This window comes from Mesorhizobium sp. B2-4-3 (assembly GCF_006442815.1).
Lineage (GTDB): Bacteria > Pseudomonadota > Alphaproteobacteria > Rhizobiales > Rhizobiaceae > Mesorhizobium.
In genome coordinates this window covers 87,682-102,035 of sequence record NZ_VFVL01000015.1, presented here as the reverse complement: position 1 = coordinate 102,035, position 14,354 = coordinate 87,682, and the positions used below count along the sequence as shown (strand labels likewise).

Annotated in this window: 16 protein-coding genes; 9 read left to right on the top strand and 7 right to left on the bottom strand. The window is 63.0% G+C overall.

The window, feature by feature from the left end; translation table 11 throughout:
* The first annotated feature begins 33 nt into the window (after positions 1 to 33).
* Complete coding sequence (locus FJ956_RS16330; protein ID WP_140680169.1) at positions 34 to 1,554, top strand: LysM peptidoglycan-binding domain-containing M23 family metallopeptidase; 1,521 nt, start codon at positions 34 to 36, stop codon at positions 1,552 to 1,554.
* A 111-nt stretch (positions 1,555 to 1,665) separates the two neighbouring features.
* On the opposite strand, the gene FJ956_RS16325 is transcribed toward FJ956_RS16330, so the two are convergent.
* On the bottom strand, positions 1,666 to 2,556 hold the full coding sequence (locus tag FJ956_RS16325) for an NAD-dependent epimerase/dehydratase family protein (protein WP_140680171.1): 891 nt from the start codon (positions 2,554 to 2,556) through the stop codon (positions 1,666 to 1,668).
* A 112-nt stretch (positions 2,557 to 2,668) separates the two neighbouring features.
* Between FJ956_RS16325 and FJ956_RS16320 the strand changes: the two genes are divergently transcribed.
* Entirely contained in the window at positions 2,669 to 3,478 is an 810-nt protein-coding gene (locus tag FJ956_RS16320) for an AraC family transcriptional regulator (protein ID WP_140680173.1), read from the top strand.
* A 34-nt stretch (positions 3,479 to 3,512) separates the two neighbouring features.
* On the opposite strand, the gene FJ956_RS16315 is transcribed toward FJ956_RS16320, so the two are convergent.
* Positions 3,513 to 4,385 carry an ATP-binding protein gene (locus FJ956_RS16315; RefSeq protein WP_140680175.1) on the bottom strand — a complete coding sequence of 291 codons (873 nt, stop codon included), beginning with the start codon at positions 4,383 to 4,385 and terminating at the stop codon, positions 3,513 to 3,515.
* 266 nt (positions 4,386 to 4,651) lie between these two features.
* On the opposite strand from FJ956_RS16315, the gene yajC reads away from it, so the two are divergent.
* The 7 genes from yajC to FJ956_RS16280 all read left to right on the top strand — a co-directional run bounded on the left by yajC (position 4,652) and on the right by FJ956_RS16280 (position 11,486).
* Positions 4,652 to 4,990 (top strand): preprotein translocase subunit YajC, encoded by a 339-nt coding sequence (gene yajC, locus FJ956_RS16310; protein WP_140680180.1) that lies wholly within the window; start codon positions 4,652 to 4,654, stop codon positions 4,988 to 4,990.
* Between the two features lie 52 nt (positions 4,991 to 5,042).
* Positions 5,043 to 6,056, top strand: coding sequence for a hypothetical protein (locus FJ956_RS16305; protein ID WP_140680182.1), 1,014 nt, complete (start codon positions 5,043 to 5,045; stop codon positions 6,054 to 6,056).
* A gap of 88 nt (positions 6,057 to 6,144) precedes the next feature.
* Positions 6,145 to 8,694 carry a protein translocase subunit SecDF gene (gene secDF, locus FJ956_RS16300; protein WP_140680185.1) on the top strand — a complete coding sequence of 850 codons (2,550 nt, stop codon included), beginning with the start codon at positions 6,145 to 6,147 and terminating at the stop codon, positions 8,692 to 8,694.
* Positions 8,695 to 8,770: 76 nt separating this feature from the next.
* Positions 8,771 to 9,160, top strand: coding sequence for an Mth938-like domain-containing protein (locus FJ956_RS16295; protein WP_140680187.1), 390 nt, complete (start codon positions 8,771 to 8,773; stop codon positions 9,158 to 9,160).
* Complete coding sequence (locus tag FJ956_RS16290; RefSeq protein WP_246672135.1) at positions 9,161 to 10,033, top strand: phytoene/squalene synthase family protein; 873 nt, start codon at positions 9,161 to 9,163, stop codon at positions 10,031 to 10,033.
* 77 nt (positions 10,034 to 10,110) lie between these two features.
* Positions 10,111 to 10,536 carry a hypothetical protein gene (locus FJ956_RS16285; RefSeq protein WP_140680192.1) on the top strand — a complete coding sequence of 142 codons (426 nt, stop codon included), beginning with the start codon at positions 10,111 to 10,113 and terminating at the stop codon, positions 10,534 to 10,536.
* Complete coding sequence (locus FJ956_RS16280; RefSeq protein WP_181170269.1) at positions 10,536 to 11,486, top strand: sterol desaturase family protein; 951 nt, start codon at positions 10,536 to 10,538, stop codon at positions 11,484 to 11,486. The genes FJ956_RS16285 and FJ956_RS16280 overlap by 1 nt, the downstream gene beginning before the upstream one ends.
* 8 nt (positions 11,487 to 11,494) lie before the next feature.
* Here FJ956_RS16280 and FJ956_RS16275 read toward each other — a convergent pair whose 3' ends face one another.
* From FJ956_RS16275 to FJ956_RS16255, 5 genes are all read right to left on the bottom strand, one after another.
* Positions 11,495 to 11,827, bottom strand: coding sequence for a type II toxin-antitoxin system RelE/ParE family toxin (locus tag FJ956_RS16275; RefSeq protein WP_140680420.1), 333 nt, complete (start codon positions 11,825 to 11,827; stop codon positions 11,495 to 11,497).
* Positions 11,799 to 12,101 (bottom strand): type II toxin-antitoxin system ParD family antitoxin, encoded by a 303-nt coding sequence (locus FJ956_RS16270; protein ID WP_140680208.1) that lies wholly within the window; start codon positions 12,099 to 12,101, stop codon positions 11,799 to 11,801. The genes FJ956_RS16275 and FJ956_RS16270 overlap by 29 nt, the downstream gene beginning before the upstream one ends.
* Before the next feature lie 71 nt (positions 12,102 to 12,172).
* Positions 12,173 to 13,582 (bottom strand): methylenetetrahydrofolate--tRNA-(uracil(54)-C(5))-methyltransferase (FADH(2)-oxidizing) TrmFO, encoded by a 1,410-nt coding sequence (gene trmFO, locus FJ956_RS16265; RefSeq protein ID WP_140680217.1) that lies wholly within the window; start codon positions 13,580 to 13,582, stop codon positions 12,173 to 12,175.
* Between the two features lie 398 nt (positions 13,583 to 13,980).
* Entirely contained in the window at positions 13,981 to 14,121 is a 141-nt protein-coding gene (locus FJ956_RS16260) for a DUF1127 domain-containing protein (RefSeq protein WP_084508100.1), read from the bottom strand.
* A 51-nt stretch (positions 14,122 to 14,172) separates the two neighbouring features.
* Positions 14,173 to 14,313 (bottom strand): DUF1127 domain-containing protein, encoded by a 141-nt coding sequence (locus tag FJ956_RS16255; protein ID WP_006335194.1) that lies wholly within the window; start codon positions 14,311 to 14,313, stop codon positions 14,173 to 14,175.
* Between the last annotated feature and the right edge of the window lie 41 nt (positions 14,314 to 14,354).

The following is a 14,354-nucleotide window of genomic DNA, read 5'->3' as shown; positions in this document are numbered from 1 at the left end:
CCAGTTTGTACCGGGTCTGTGCGGGTTAGTGCGATGCAATTCAATCACTTGAAGGCAAACAGACGTAATCTGGCGCGCGGTTGCGCTGTCCTGATGATTGCCGGCGCGGCGGCCGGGTGCAGTTCCCAGTCGATGCGCTTCAACGGTGTCGATGATGTCTTTACATCCTCCACCAACAATCAGCGTGCCATCATCAACAAGCAGAATGTCGACCAGCCCTATCCGGGCGACACGGTCGCGCCTGCGCCGGTCGACGGCACCCATACTCAGTCGGTGAGCCGCTCGAGCCTCGATCCGGTTACGGCCCAGCAATTGCCGCCGCCCTCGGCGTCGGCTCCGGCAAAGCCGATGCGTACCGCTTCGGCTCCCGCCCTCGCGCCGGCTCCGGCGCTTGCTCCCGCGCCGCATCTCGACAGGACGGCCACCGGCACGGTTGCCGCGGCCAAGCCGTTCAAGACCGCCGAGCCCGATGCCGTGCGCAATGCGAGCGCCGCGCCGCACGCGACCGAAATCGTGGTGCGGGACGGCGAGACACTTTCGGGCCTTGCGGCGCACTATCATGTGCCTGCCGATGCCATCGCCAAGGTCAACGGGATCGATCCCAAGAAGGGCATCCGCAGCGGCCAGAAGATCGTCATCCCCGCCTATGCCTATTCGAGCAAGGCGGAGCCAAAGGTCGCCGAAGGCAAGCCGGTGAACACGCCGAAGCAGCCCGCGCCGGAAAAGGTCGCTGTGCTGCCGCAGCAGCCCAAGGTCAAGGACGGCAAGTCGGCCGCTCAGGTCGATGCATCGGCCGCGGCCAGCGGCTCGAAGAACCCCAAGCCCGCGCCGCGGATGGCCGAGGCCAAACCGGCCGGCGCCGGCGGCTCCTACACCGTGCAGCAGGGCGACTCGCTGTCCTCGATTGCCAGGAAGACCGGCGTCGGCGTCGTGGCGCTGAAGCAGGCCAATGGCATGCAGGACGGCCTCCTCAAGATCGGCCAGACGCTCAAGGTTCCGGCCGGCGGCACGGTCGCTGTCGCAGCGGCCAAGCCCGCGGCCACCAAGCTGGCGGTCGATCCGGTGACGACGGCAACGACGCCGCCGGCGGCCAAGACCACCGAAACGCTCGCCTCCTATACGCCGCCGAAGAAGGACGCCAAGGTCATCCAACAGGCCGAGGACGACGATGCGGTGGCGCCCGACGCGACCGGCATCGGCAAGATGCGCTGGCCGGTGCGCGGCCGCGTCATCTCCGGTTTCGGTTCCGGCAAGGACGGCGTCGACATCGCGGTGCCGGAAGGAACGCCGATCAAGGCGGCCGAGAACGGCGTCGTCATCTATGCTGGCGACGGTCTCAAGGAATTCGGCAACACCGTCCTGGTGCGGCACGAGAACGGCCTGGTCACCGTCTATGGCCATGCAAGCTCGATCGAGGTGCAGCGCGGCCAGAAGGTCAAGCGCGGCCAGGAGATCGCGCTGTCGGGCATGAGCGGCACCACCGACTCGCCCAAGCTGCACTTCGAAGTGCGCAAGAACTCGGCCCCGGTCGATCCGACCGGCTATCTCGAATAGAACAAGAACCGTTTTGCTGGCCGCCTGACCTCCAGTCCGGCCCGCCGTCTTCAGCCCGCTCCGCAAGGAGCGGGCTTTTTCAGATTCGTGCAAGATGCCTGCCCGCAAGGTTCAGAGATGATCACGGAGCGTGTCGGCGATCATCTCTTCAAGGCTGCTGGCCTTCACGCCAAGAAGTGTCTCCGCGTCGGAGCTATCAACCAGCAAGGGGCTCTCGAAAAGGTACCGCATCTCGATGAGCTCATGCATGCCAAGGGCTTCCATCTCGGAGATGGAATAGGAGCGTGTTTCTGGGACCTCTTGTCCGAGCATTGCCGCGGTTTTCCGGATGAGCTCGCGCGGCGAGGCGTATTGCGAAGGAACATGAAATGCCCGACCCCATTCACCCGTGTAGCGGGAGGCCGCGACAAGCGCGCTGGCGACGTCCTTGGTGAAGGACCAGGCATGAGTTGCGTCGAGGTCTCCAATGAAAGCAGTGGGCTTGCCTTCAATGATGGAAGGCAGCGCGATCAGCGAGAAATAGCTGATCGCGCCATGTCCGAGATAGTCGCTGGACCGCACTTCGATCGCCGGCACACTGGCCCGGAGCGCCCGCTGCCACATGATGGTCCTGGCGGTTCCCTTCTTCGAGCTCGGGTCCAGCGGCATGTCGGAGCGAAGCGGGTTTTCGGTATTTTTCCCATAACCATAGAGGTTTCCGAGCACGATAAGCTTCGCGCCTGCCGCTTCCGCCGCGCGCACGGTGCCGTCGATTATGGGGAAAAAGTCGGTCGGCCACCGATGATAGGTGGCCATGGCACACATGAAGATGGCATCGGCGCCTCGGCAGATACGCGACAATTCCAAGGCATCCGTGGCATCGGCCTGTATGGCTCGCACATTCGGCAACGTGTTCGAACCGACGCTTCGGCTTGTAAGCACGACATCATGGCCTTCTTCGCCTAGAAGGCGAGCGGTCTCGCGTCCGACCGGGCCCGCGCCGACAACGACATGGAAACTCATGGCAACCTCTCTTCCAAGCTTGATGGGAGAGGGGTGAGTACAAGCTCGCGGCATTGAAAATCGCGCGGGAACCGCCAAATCTTGGACAGGTTTTGCCATGAATCGAGAGAGCATGCGTCCGCAATTCGCCCCGGCCCGATCCTCGTCAGACGTAGCAATGGTCTCCCGCCATGTTGAAGCAGGCGTCCATCGCCTGTCCCGAGCGTCACACCATCGCATCATGGTGCATGCGAGCGCGGCGACGCGCTCCTACTGCAATCAGGTCGGGCGATATTTCGTCAGGCGCGCCGGCGATATCGACCTGGTGCCGGCCGGCGAGGAGGGCGGTTTCGAGGCGGAAACCCCGTTCGACACGGTTGAGATCGTCTTGCAGCCGGCCTTGATGGAAAGGGTCGCCGCGGAACTTGGCGGCAGGGCGCGAGTGTCGCGGTTCGAGACGCGCCATTTGCTGCGTGACCAGCGCATCGAACATCTCGCCCGGGCGCTGCAGAGCGATCTCGACGCAGGCGCGCCGAGCGGTCCTTTGTTTGCCGACAGCATCGGCGCCGCCCTTGCGGTGAGGCTGCTCGGTCTCGATGGCCCAGACATTGTTCGAACGAACCGGTTGTCGGATGCGCAGCTCAAGCGGGTTCTGGAACACATCGAGACCGCTCTCCACGAGCCGCTTTCGATTGACCGGCTGAGCCGGGTTGCCGGCGCGAGCAGCTCGCACTTGCGGACATGGTTCAAGGTGGCGATGGGCGTCACCTTGCATCGCTACGTGTTGCGACGGCGCGTGGAACGCGCGCGCCTTCTGCTGCAGCAAGGCGATCTCAGCACAAGCGAGGTCGCCGCATTGACGGGCTTTGCGCACCAGTCGCATCTGGCGCATTGGATGCGCCGCGAGATCGGCCAAACGCCACGTGACCTGCGACGGGCGTAGCCGCCCAAATGACGCTGGCGACGCTATCGGTGCTTCAATCCTTGAGCGGCTTGCCAAGCCGGCCGGCGAGGTCCTGGGTGAACTGCCAGGCGACGCGGCCGGAGCGGCTGCCGCGCGTGGTTGCCCATTCCAGCGCCTCGGCGCGCAGCTGCTCGGGGTCGATCGCCAGGTCGTGATAGCGGACATAGCCGTCGATCATGTCGAGATACTCGTCCTGCGAGCATTTGTGGAAGCCGAGCCACAGGCCGAAACGGTCGGAAAGCGAGACTTTTTCCTCCACCGCTTCCGAGGGGTTGATGGCGGTCGAGCGCTCATTGTCGATCATGTCGCGCGGCAACAGATGCCGCCGGTTGGACGTGGCGTAGAAGATGACGTTGGTGGGGCGGCCCTCGACGCCGCCTTCGAGCGCCGCTTTCAGCGACTTGTATGATGTGTCGTCATGGTCGAAGGAAAGATCGTCGCAAAACAGGATGAACCGATAAGGCGCTGCCTTCAGGAGACCCATCAGCTTAGGCAGCGTGTCGATGTCTTCGCGGTGGATCTCGATCAGCTTCAGCGGCCGGTCGAGCTTGTCGGAGGCGTTCACGGTGGCATGCACGGCCTTGACCAGGGACGACTTGCCCATGCCGCGAGCGCCCCACAAAAGCACGTTGTTGGCTGCATAGCCGGACGCGAAGCGCTCGGTGTTGTCGAGCAGGATGTCGCGCACGCGGTCGACGCCGCGGATCAGGCCGATGTCGACGCGGTTGACCTTGCGCACCGGTTCCAGAAAGCCAGGGTCCGCCTGCCAGACGAAGCAGTCGGCAACGCCGAGGTCGGTCTGCGGAACCGGCGGCGGGGCGAGGCGGGAAACCGCCTCGATCAGGCGGTCGAGTTTCTTGTTCAAGGCGTCCAGGCTGTCGGTCATATCAGGTCTTTTTGTTGTGATATTTCAGCATGTGGGAACAGCTTCCACGGCGTCGCTGCTAGAACCAGGTCCAAGCTTTTGTTGGAGCATGATCTTTCGGTGGCCTCGAAGCCGTTTCCGCTGCGACGCTCTAGCACGCCGCAAACGGCTGGAAAAGCAACGGATCGGGCTCGCAGCGCAGTTGCATTGGCAAGTTTACCGACTATATTCCGGCCAAATTTTCGCGGGGCCGCCCCGGCGGTATTTCACCATCCAGGAGTTTCTTGATGTTCGTTACACCGGCATACGCCCAGGGCGTCGGCGCTTCGCCAGACATGCTTATCTCGATTTTGCCGTTTGTCCTGATTTTCGTGATCATGTATTTTCTGATCATCCGGCCGCAGCGCGGGCAGCTGAAGAAGCGCCAGGAAATGCTCTCGGCGGTGCGCCGCGGCGACACGGTGGTGACGGGCGGCGGCTTCGTCGGCAAGGTGACCAAGGTGATCGACGACAATGAGCTGGAGATCGACCTTGGCGGCGGAACCAAGGTGACCGCGCTGCGCTCGACGATCTCGGACGTGCGCGTCAAGGGCGAACCGGTGGCGAACCAGAACGCCAAGAAGTAGGCGAAATCCCAGCGGTGATGGCTGCGGGCAGGGTTCTGACGAACGGCGGCATATGGTCTATCTTTCGCGCCTGAAGGTCATTTTGATCGGGCTTGCCCTGATCTCGATGGTCTTCGGCGCGTCGAATGTTCTGGCCGCAGTGCCTGGTGCGCATATTCTGTTTCACCTGGATACGGACCAGGTAAAAAGCCGCCGGCTGGAAGCAAAGCGCGACCAGATCAGGACGCTGCTTCGCGACGCCGAACCCAGGATCAACTATAGCGGCCTTGTCGTATCGGGCCTCACGGTTCAACTGCGCATTAGCGATCCCGCGCAAGTCGAGGCCGCCAAAGCGGCACTCAAGGCGGTGGTCGATCCCATTGCCGGCAAGGAAGGCCCGGTCCAGGAGTTTGCGCTGGACGACAGCGAGCCTGGCTTGTTGAAGCTCACCATGACCGATGCCGGCGCGAAGTATCGAACCTCTGCCGCGCTCACACAGTCGATCGAGATCATCAAAAATCGCCTCAACGAACTTGGCGTGGCCGATCCCTCGGTCCAGTTGACGGATGACGGCATACTGGTTCAGGCGCCAGGCGCCGCGGATTTGCACAGCCTGGCGCAAACCCTTGCGCGGCGAGGCCGACTGAGCTTCCAATTGGTCGATACTTCGATGCCTGTGGACGATGCGGTCAATGGCCAGGCGCCCGCCGGATCAACGGTGCTGTACACGCCGGATGATCCGCCAGTTCCCTATCTGGTCGAAGACCGGGTGCTTGTCTCGGGCGACAGCGTGCTGGACGCGAAAGCGATCCACGACAGCTCGACAGAACAGTTTGTCGTCGCATTCCGGCTCGATTCCAAGGGTACGCAACGTTTCAAGTGGGCAACCACTCGGAATATCGGCAAGCCATTTGCGGTGATTTTGGACGATCAGGTGATTTCGGCACCTATGATCCGTGAACCCATCGAGCACGGCACTGTCCAGATATCGGGTAATTTCACGGCTGAAAGCGCCAGGGAACTCGCGCTGTTGTTTCGCACCGGCGCGCTGCCGGCGCGATTGACAATAGTCGAGGAAGCACGATAGGGCCGGCCATGGCCGGAATGACAACCATAGCTGACTACGAGCCGATGGCGGAACGCTGCCGCTTGTACGCCTGAACGGATAAGAACGAATGCTCTATTTCTCGCGCCTGAAGATGATCCTGATCTGGCTCGCCGTGGCCATCACAGTGATCCTGGCCGCGCCCAACCTTTTCCCGGCAAGCACGCTGGCGCAACTGCCGAGCTGGGTGCCGAAGCGGCAGATGACGCTCGGCCTCGACCTTCAGGGCGGCTCGCACATCCTGCTGCAGATGGATCAGAACGACCTGATCAAGGATCAGCTGCAGACGACGCGCGACGAGATCAGGACGCTGCTGCGCGACGCCAAGATCCAATATACCGGCCTTGGCGGAACAGGCCGAACCGTGCAGGTGCGCATCAACGATGCGAGCCAGGTCGAGGCCGCCAAGACAGCGCTGAAGCCGATAACCAACCCGGTCACGGCCGGTCTGTTTGCCGGTGGTTCCGTGCAGTCGATGGCGCTGGACGATTCCGAGCCTGGGCTGTTGAAGTTCACCGTCACGGATGCCGGCATCAAATATCGTACCTCGACCGCGCTCTCGCAGGCGATCGAGGTGGTGGAGCGACGCGTCAACGCGCTAGGCACGACCGAGCCGATCGTGCAGCGGCAGGGCGACGATCGCATCCTGGTCCAGGTGCCTGGGCTCCAGAACCCGCAAAGGCTCAAGGACATTATCGGCCAGACCGCCAAGCTGACGTTCCAGATGGTCGACACGTCGGTGCCGGTCCAGGACGCGATGAAGAATCGCCCGCCGGCTGGCGACTCGGTCCTTTATTCGCAGGACGATCCTCCGGTTCCTTACCTGGTCGAGAACCGCGTCATCGTCTCGGGCGAAGACCTGTCGAATGCGTCGCCGACTTATAATTCACAGACCAATGAGCCGGTGGTCTCGTTCACCTTCAATTCCCGCGGAGCGACCAGGTTCGGCCAGGCGACCCAACAGAATGTCGGCAAGCCGTTCGCCATCGTGCTCGACAATCAGGTGATTTCGGCACCGGTGATCCGCGAGCCGATCCTCGGCGGCAGCGGCCAGATCTCCGGTAATTTCACGACCGAGAGCGCCAACGACCTCGCCGTCTTGCTGCGCGCCGGCGCCCTGCCGGCCAAATTGACGATCATCGAAGAGCGTACCGTCGGCCCGGGCCTCGGTCAGGATTCCATCCACGCCGGCAAGGTGGCTGGTGTGATCGGCTCGATCCTCGTCGTCGCCTTCATGTTCGTCGCCTATGGTTTCCTCGGTTTCATCGCCAATATCGCCTTGGCCGTGCACGTGGCGATGATCGTCGGCGCGCTGTCGCTGCTCGGCGCCACGCTGACCTTGCCCGGCATCGCCGGTATCGTGCTCACCATCGGCATGGCGGTGGACTCCAACGTCTTGATCTATGAGCGCATCCGCGAAGAGCGGCGCAACGGCCGCTCGGTCATCCAGGCGATCGACACCGGCTTCTCCAAGGCGCTTGCGACAATCGTCGATTCCAACGTCACCTCGCTGATCGCGACCGTCGTGCTGTTCTTCTTGGGCACCGGTCCGGTGAAGGGCTTCGCCATTACCTATGCCATCGGCATTCTGACGACGGTCTTCACAGCCTTTACCTTCACCCGCATGCTGGTGTCGATCTGGCTGCGCCGCGCTCGTCCGAAGGAATTGCCGCGCGCGCCGGTCACCTTCATTCCGCCTGGCACCAAAATCCCGTTCATGGGCATCCGCCGCTGGACATTTGCTCTCTCCAGCACGTTGTCGATCCTGTCGGTCGTCGGCTTCCTGACTCTTGGTATCAACTACGGCATCGACTTCAAGGGCGGCTCGATGATCGAGGTGCAGTCCAAGCAGGGCGACGCCGACCTCGGCGACATCCGCAACAGGCTGTCCGAGCTCAACATCGGCGAGATCCAGGTGCAGCAGTTCGGCGCGCCGAACGACGTGCTGATCCGCGTCGGCACGCAGGACGCCGGCGAGAACGCCGAGCAGACCGTCATCGACAAGGTGCGGGGCGAGCTGCAGGACCAGTATGATTTCCGCCGCGTCGAAGTGGTGGGTCCGACGGTTTCCGGCGAGCTCGCCAAGCAGGGCACGATCGCCATGCTGATCGCGCTGGCGGGCATCCTGCTCTATGTCTGGTTCCGCTTCGAATGGCAGTTCGCCGTCGGCGCCATCGTCGCCACGGTACACGATGTGGTGATGACGATCGGCTTCTTCGTCCTCACAGGACTTGAGTTCAACCAGTCGTCGCTGGCGGCGATCCTGACCATCATCGGCTATTCGCTGAACGACACCATCGTCGTCTATGACCGCGTGCGCGAGGATTTGCGAAAATACAAGAAGATGCCGCTGCCGCAGCTCTTGAACAACGCCATCAACGAGACGCTGTCGAGAACCACGCTGACCTCTGTCACCACGTCCCTGGCGCTGTTGGCGCTGGTGCTGTTCGGCGGCGAGGTGATCCGCTCGTTCACGCTGGCGATGCTGTTCGGCGTGGTGTTCGGCACCTATTCGTCGATCTTCATCGCCGCGCCGCTGCTGATCCTGTTCCGCTTGCGGCCGCAGGCCGCGACCGAAGAAGAGAAGAAGCCGGTGAACGGCAAGGCCGTGACGACCTGACGCTCTAAATCAAGGAGATGGAGCATGATGTCGTCCGAAAACCGCTCCACGCTTTTCGGCATCATGCTCTAGACCCATGGCCAAAGGCATCATCATCCGCGAGGCGCATTTCCCGGGCAAGGCGCCGATCGAGGCCTATGGCAATGGCGGCTTCCGTTTTGCCGACATGTCGCATCGGGGCTCGCTGCTCGTGCTGCCGTCGGGCATCCATGGTTGGGAGCCGGCCGATCCGCTGGCGCTGAAGGCCTCGGATTTCGACAGGCTGTTCGCCGAGGCCGGCAGGGTGGAGATCCTGCTGGTCGGCATGGGCAAGGAATTGCGGCCGCTGCCGGCGGCGCTGCGCGCCGCGCTCAAGGAGGTCGGCATCGCGGCCGACCCGATGTCGACGGGGGCGGCGGTGCGGACCTACAATGTGCTGCTCGCCGAAGACCGCGCGGTGGCCGCTGCGCTGATCGCCGTCGACTGAATGGCCGGCACGTCCAACATCGTCAAGAATGGCGGCGTCGTCATGGATGCGGTGCGCGCCGCCGACCATGACCGGTATCTGTCGGCGCTCTACGCGCCGGCCGACAGGCGCGACGCGCTGCTCGCGCTCTACGCCTTCAACGCCGAGATCGCCGGCGTGCGCGATCGCATCCACGAGCCGCTGCCGGGCGAGGTCAGGCTGCAATGGTGGCGCGACGTCATCGCGGCCGACGGGCCAGAGGAGACCGGCCATCCGATCGCCGATGCCCTGAAGGCCGCGATCGTCGGCAATCATCTGCCGAAATCCGCTTTCGACAACATGCTCGAGGCGCGCATCTTCGATCTCTATGACGATCCGATGCCGTCGCGGACCGACCTCGAGGGCTATTGCGGCGAAACGGCCGCTGCGCTGATCCAGCTTGCGGCCATGGTGCTCGATCCGGTCGCGGCGCCGCGCTTTGCCGAACTGGCGGGCCGGGCCGGTTGCGCTCAGGCCATAACCGGCCTGCTGCTTCTGCTGCCGCTGCATCGTCGCCGCGGCCAGTGTTTCGTGCCCGCGGACATCCTGGCGGCCGCCGGCACGACGCCGGAAGAGTTCGTCAAGGGAGAGGGCGGGGCCGCCGCCGAGCGCGCGGTCGCTGCGACGATCGCGCTGGCGCGGGACCATCTCAACGCCTTCGAGAAAGTCGCGCCGGGGCTTCCCGTTGCGCTGCGGCCGGCTTTCCTGCCGTTGGCGCTGACCCGTGTCTATCTCGACAAGATGGAGAAGGCGGGCGGGTCGCCGCTCGGCTCGACGGCGACGCTCTCCACCCTGCGCCGGCACTGGTTGCTCCTGCGTCATGCGATGCGGGGCTGGACGCCCCCTTTGACGTAAACGTCAATCGTGCTAGGGGTTCCGTCTATGTGGACTCGCGTCAAAGAAATGCGGGCCGCCGGAGGAGTAGACTTTCCATGAGCCTGCCAGTCCTGGTCGTTCTCGTCGTGTTCGGCATCGCGTTGTCGGTCGCCGCCGTGCACTTCACCGGCGGCACGACGACCGCGACGCTTGCCGGACCGGATCAGGCGCTCGCACGCTTTGCCGAGGATTTTCCCGACGAGAGGCCGAGTACAGTACGGCTGACAGCCGACAGCCATGCCGCGTTTCTCGATCTTGGCCCGCAGCGTTGCGGCGTCGTCCAGAGCATCGGCGACTGTTTTCTGACGCGCATCGTCACGCCGCACGACATTCTGGCGCTGGCGAGGGAAGGGAATGCGGTCTCACTGCGGCTCAATGATTTCACCTGGAAAGGCGGCAATTTCGTCTTTGCCGAAGAAGCCGGCGCGCTGGCGGTGGCGGCGGCATTGCAAGGCCATGAGCGGATCCGAAAGGCGGCGTGATGGACGAGTATAATTTCCCGCAGGTCACCCAGCTTGCGATCCCGTTCTTCGTCGCGGCGATCCTGATCGAGCTCTGGCTGGTGCGCACCGGCCGCGCGAAAGGATCGTTCGAGACGCGCGACACGCTGGCCAGCCTGATGATGGGAACGGGCAATGTCGTTGCAGGCCTGCTGCTCGGCGTCGTGTCTTACTGGGCGCTGCTGTGGCTCTGGCAGTTCCGCTTCTTCAATCTCGGCCTGTCGGTCTGGGTGTTCGTCGCGGCCTTCCTGCTCGATGATTTGCGCTACTATGTCTACCACCGCATTGCGCATCGAGTGCGCTGGGTATGGGCTGAGCATGTCAACCATCATTCAAGCCAGCACTACAATCTGTCGACCGCGCTCAGGCAAAGCTGGACCGGGCTGTTTACCTTCACCTTCATCCTGCAGGCTCCCCTGGTGCTGCTCGGCTTCCATCCGGCGGTGATCGCCTTCGTCTTCGGCTTCAACCTCGTCTGGCAGTTCTGGATCCACACCGAGACGATCGGCAAGATGTGGGGCTGGTTCGAATTCATCTTCAACACGCCTTCGCACCACCGCGTCCACCACGCCACCAATCCGCGCTATCTCGACGCCAACTACGCCGGCACGCTGATCATCTGGGACCGCATGTTCGGCACCTTCGTCGAGGAGTTGGAGGAAGACCGACCGCGCTACGGCATCGTCAAGAACATCGGCACCTTCAATCCATTGAAGGTGGCGTTTCACGAATGGATCGGCATGTTCAAGGATGCGCTGGCGCCGGGCCTGACGTTTGGTCAGCGCGTCAACTATCTCATCCAGCCGCCGGGCTGGAGCCATGACGGCTCACGCGACACGTCGGAGACGCTGAAGGCGGCTTATGTGAGGAGGAATCCGGGAGAGGCGGGCAAGCCGGGGTTGCCGAGCGCGAAGGCGGAGGCGGCGGAGTAATCAACGCCTTAGGATGGATCGCCAGAACCACCGTCGCGCATCAATGTCTCGTAGTCGCGGCCGCCGTAGAAGATGTTGAGTATGAGAACGACATCGCTCTCGACAACATAGGTGATGACCGCAGAATGTTCGAAAGGGACGGTTCGCAGTCCGGGCGCGATGTCATCGCGCGAGCGGCCGCCGCGAGGTGCATTGCCGATGCTTTCGCAGCGCTTTCTAACCCGATCCACGAAGCCATTGGCGACGTTTTCGCTGCCGCCTTTCTCAAGGATGTAGCTGCCAATCGCTTCGAGATCGGAGATCGCGTTTTCGCTAAGAACGACGGCGAGGCGCTGGATCATCATGGCCTTGCGCCAGCTGTGAAATTCGGTTCTTTACCCGGTCGATTGCTTCGTCGAGTGGGACGGCTGGTCTTTTATCTTCGATCGAAGCCCTCACCCGCGCCCGGATCGATGCCATTCGCTCGGCATGCTCTTCCTCTTCGCGCTGGAAGGCGCGGAGCGCTGCGCGGACGACTTCGCTGGCGGAGCCGAAAGACCCGTCCTCGACTTTCTCGCGGATCATGCGCGCCATGGCAGGCGTGACGGTGATGGATAGTTTCTCGGCAGATTCCATTGACATCGCTCCATGCATATAAAGTGGGATGATATCCTACTTTATATGCATGGCCAATGGGACAGAAAAGCTTATTCGGCTGCCTCAGCTCTGCCCGGCAGCCCCAACCATGCCCTGCATTCAGCCAGGGCGCGGGAGGTGATGGCGTGCCTTTTGGCGACGGTCTTGTCCTTGCCGCGCAGACGCTTGCCTTCGGTCTTCGGTGCTTCCACGGGTGGGAACAGACCGAAATTGACGTTCATCGGCTGGAAGGAGCGTTTGCCGGGCTCGTCGTCGGAGACGATATGGCCGCCGGTGATGTGGTTGAGCAGTGCGCCGAAGGCGGTGGTTGAGGGCGGCAGCGAGGGCGTCTGGCCGAGCCGTTCGGCGGCGGCGAAGCGGCCGGCGAGCAGGCCTATTGCCGCGCTTTCGACATAGCCTTCGCAGCCGGTGATCTGGCCGGCGAAACGCAGGCCTGGCCGCGATTTCAGCTGCAGCGACGGATCGAGCAGCGTCGGCGAGTTGATATAGGTGTTGCGGTGCAGGCCGCCGAGACGCGCGAAGTCCGCGTTTTCAAGGCCGGGGATGGTGCGGAAGATGCGCACCTGCTCGGCATGCTTCAGCTTGGTCTGGAAGCCGACCATGTTGTAGAGCGTGCCCAGCGCATTGTCCTGCCGGAGTTGCACCACTGCATAGGCCTTGACCGTCGGATTGTGGGCATTGGTCAGCCCCATCGGCTTCATCGGCCCGTAGCGCAGCGTCTCGACACCGCGCTCGGCCATCACCTCGATCGGCAGGCAGCCGTCGAAATAGGGCGTGCCTTCCCACTCTTTGAACTCGGTCTTTTGGCCGTCGAGCAGCGCCTGGACGAAGGCGAGATATTGCTCCTTGTCCATCGGGCAGTTTATGTAGTCCTTGCCGGTGCCGCCGGGACCGACCTTGTCGTAGCGCGACTGGAACCAGGCGGTCTCCATGTCGATCGTGTCGAAATGGATGATCGGCGCGATGGCATCGAAGAAGGCCAGCGCATCGGCGCCGGTGGCTTCCGCGATCGACTGCGCCAGCGAGGGTGCGGTCAGCGGGCCGGTGGCGATGATCGCCTGGTCCCAATCCTCGGGCGGCAGTCCCGGCACTTCCTCGCGCCGGATGGCGATCAGCGGATGCGCTTCGATCCTCGCGGTAACTGCATCGGAAAAGCCGTCGCGGTCGACCGCCAGCGCACCGCCGGCCGGAACCTGGTTGGCGTCGCCGGCGCTCATGATCAGCGAGCCGGCAAGCCGCATTTCGGCATGCAGCAGGCCGACCGCATTGTTTTCGGCGTCGTCGGAGCGGAAGGAGTTCGAGCATACGAGCTCGGCCAGGCTGTCGGTCTTGTGGGCGTCGGTGCCGCGCACCGGGCGCATTTCATGCAGTACGACCGGAACGCCGGCTTGCGCAATTTGCCATGCGGCTTCGGAGCCGGCGAGGCCGCCGCCGATGACGTGTACGGGATTTTTGCTCATGAGCGCCGGAATAATCGCTTGGCGGTCCGATTGCAATTGCCGGCCGGCAACGGGCGAAGTGGGAAGCCTGCGCCAGAAACAACAACACCCGCCGGGGGAGGAGGTCCGGCGGGTGTCGTTTTGGGGGTCGATCCTCGGGAGGAGGTGAAGATCGACCTTATTCGTCATTGCCGGGGAGGAGGTCGGCTCTGACGAAATCTCTTTCGCTTTTAGAGGGGGCGAAACCCCTGGAAGACGAACTTCGTTCGCTGAAGACGAACTTCGTTCGCTTCTGAACAACGCCCGCCGGGGGAGGAGGTCCGGCGGGCGCCGTTTTGGTGGTCAACCCTCGGGAGGAGGTGAGGGTTGGCCGTATCCGTCAGGGTCGGGGAGGAGGTCGACCCTGGCGAAATTCCTGGTTAGATCGCCTTGCGGGCGACCATCTTGATCTCGTCGCGAACGATGCCGAGATCATGGAGCTGGCGGTTCGAAAGCCGACCCAGCTCGGTAACGGTGTCGCGGTAGACGCGCCAGTTACGATAGCTGCGGATCAGGTTCATTGTCGTTACTCTCTTCAAAACTGGTTCGGACCATTTGCGGTCCGAAGCGGGTTAGACCGCCTTGCGGGCGACGTAGTGGATGTCGCTGCGGCTGATGCCGAGGTCGGTCAGTTCACGGTTCGACAGGCGGCTCAGCTCGGAGACGGTGTCCCGGTAGCGGCGCCAGTTGCGGTAGTTGCGGATCAGGTTCATGGTAGTTCTCGTTTCGTCTTTGGTTCGGATCATTCCGTTTG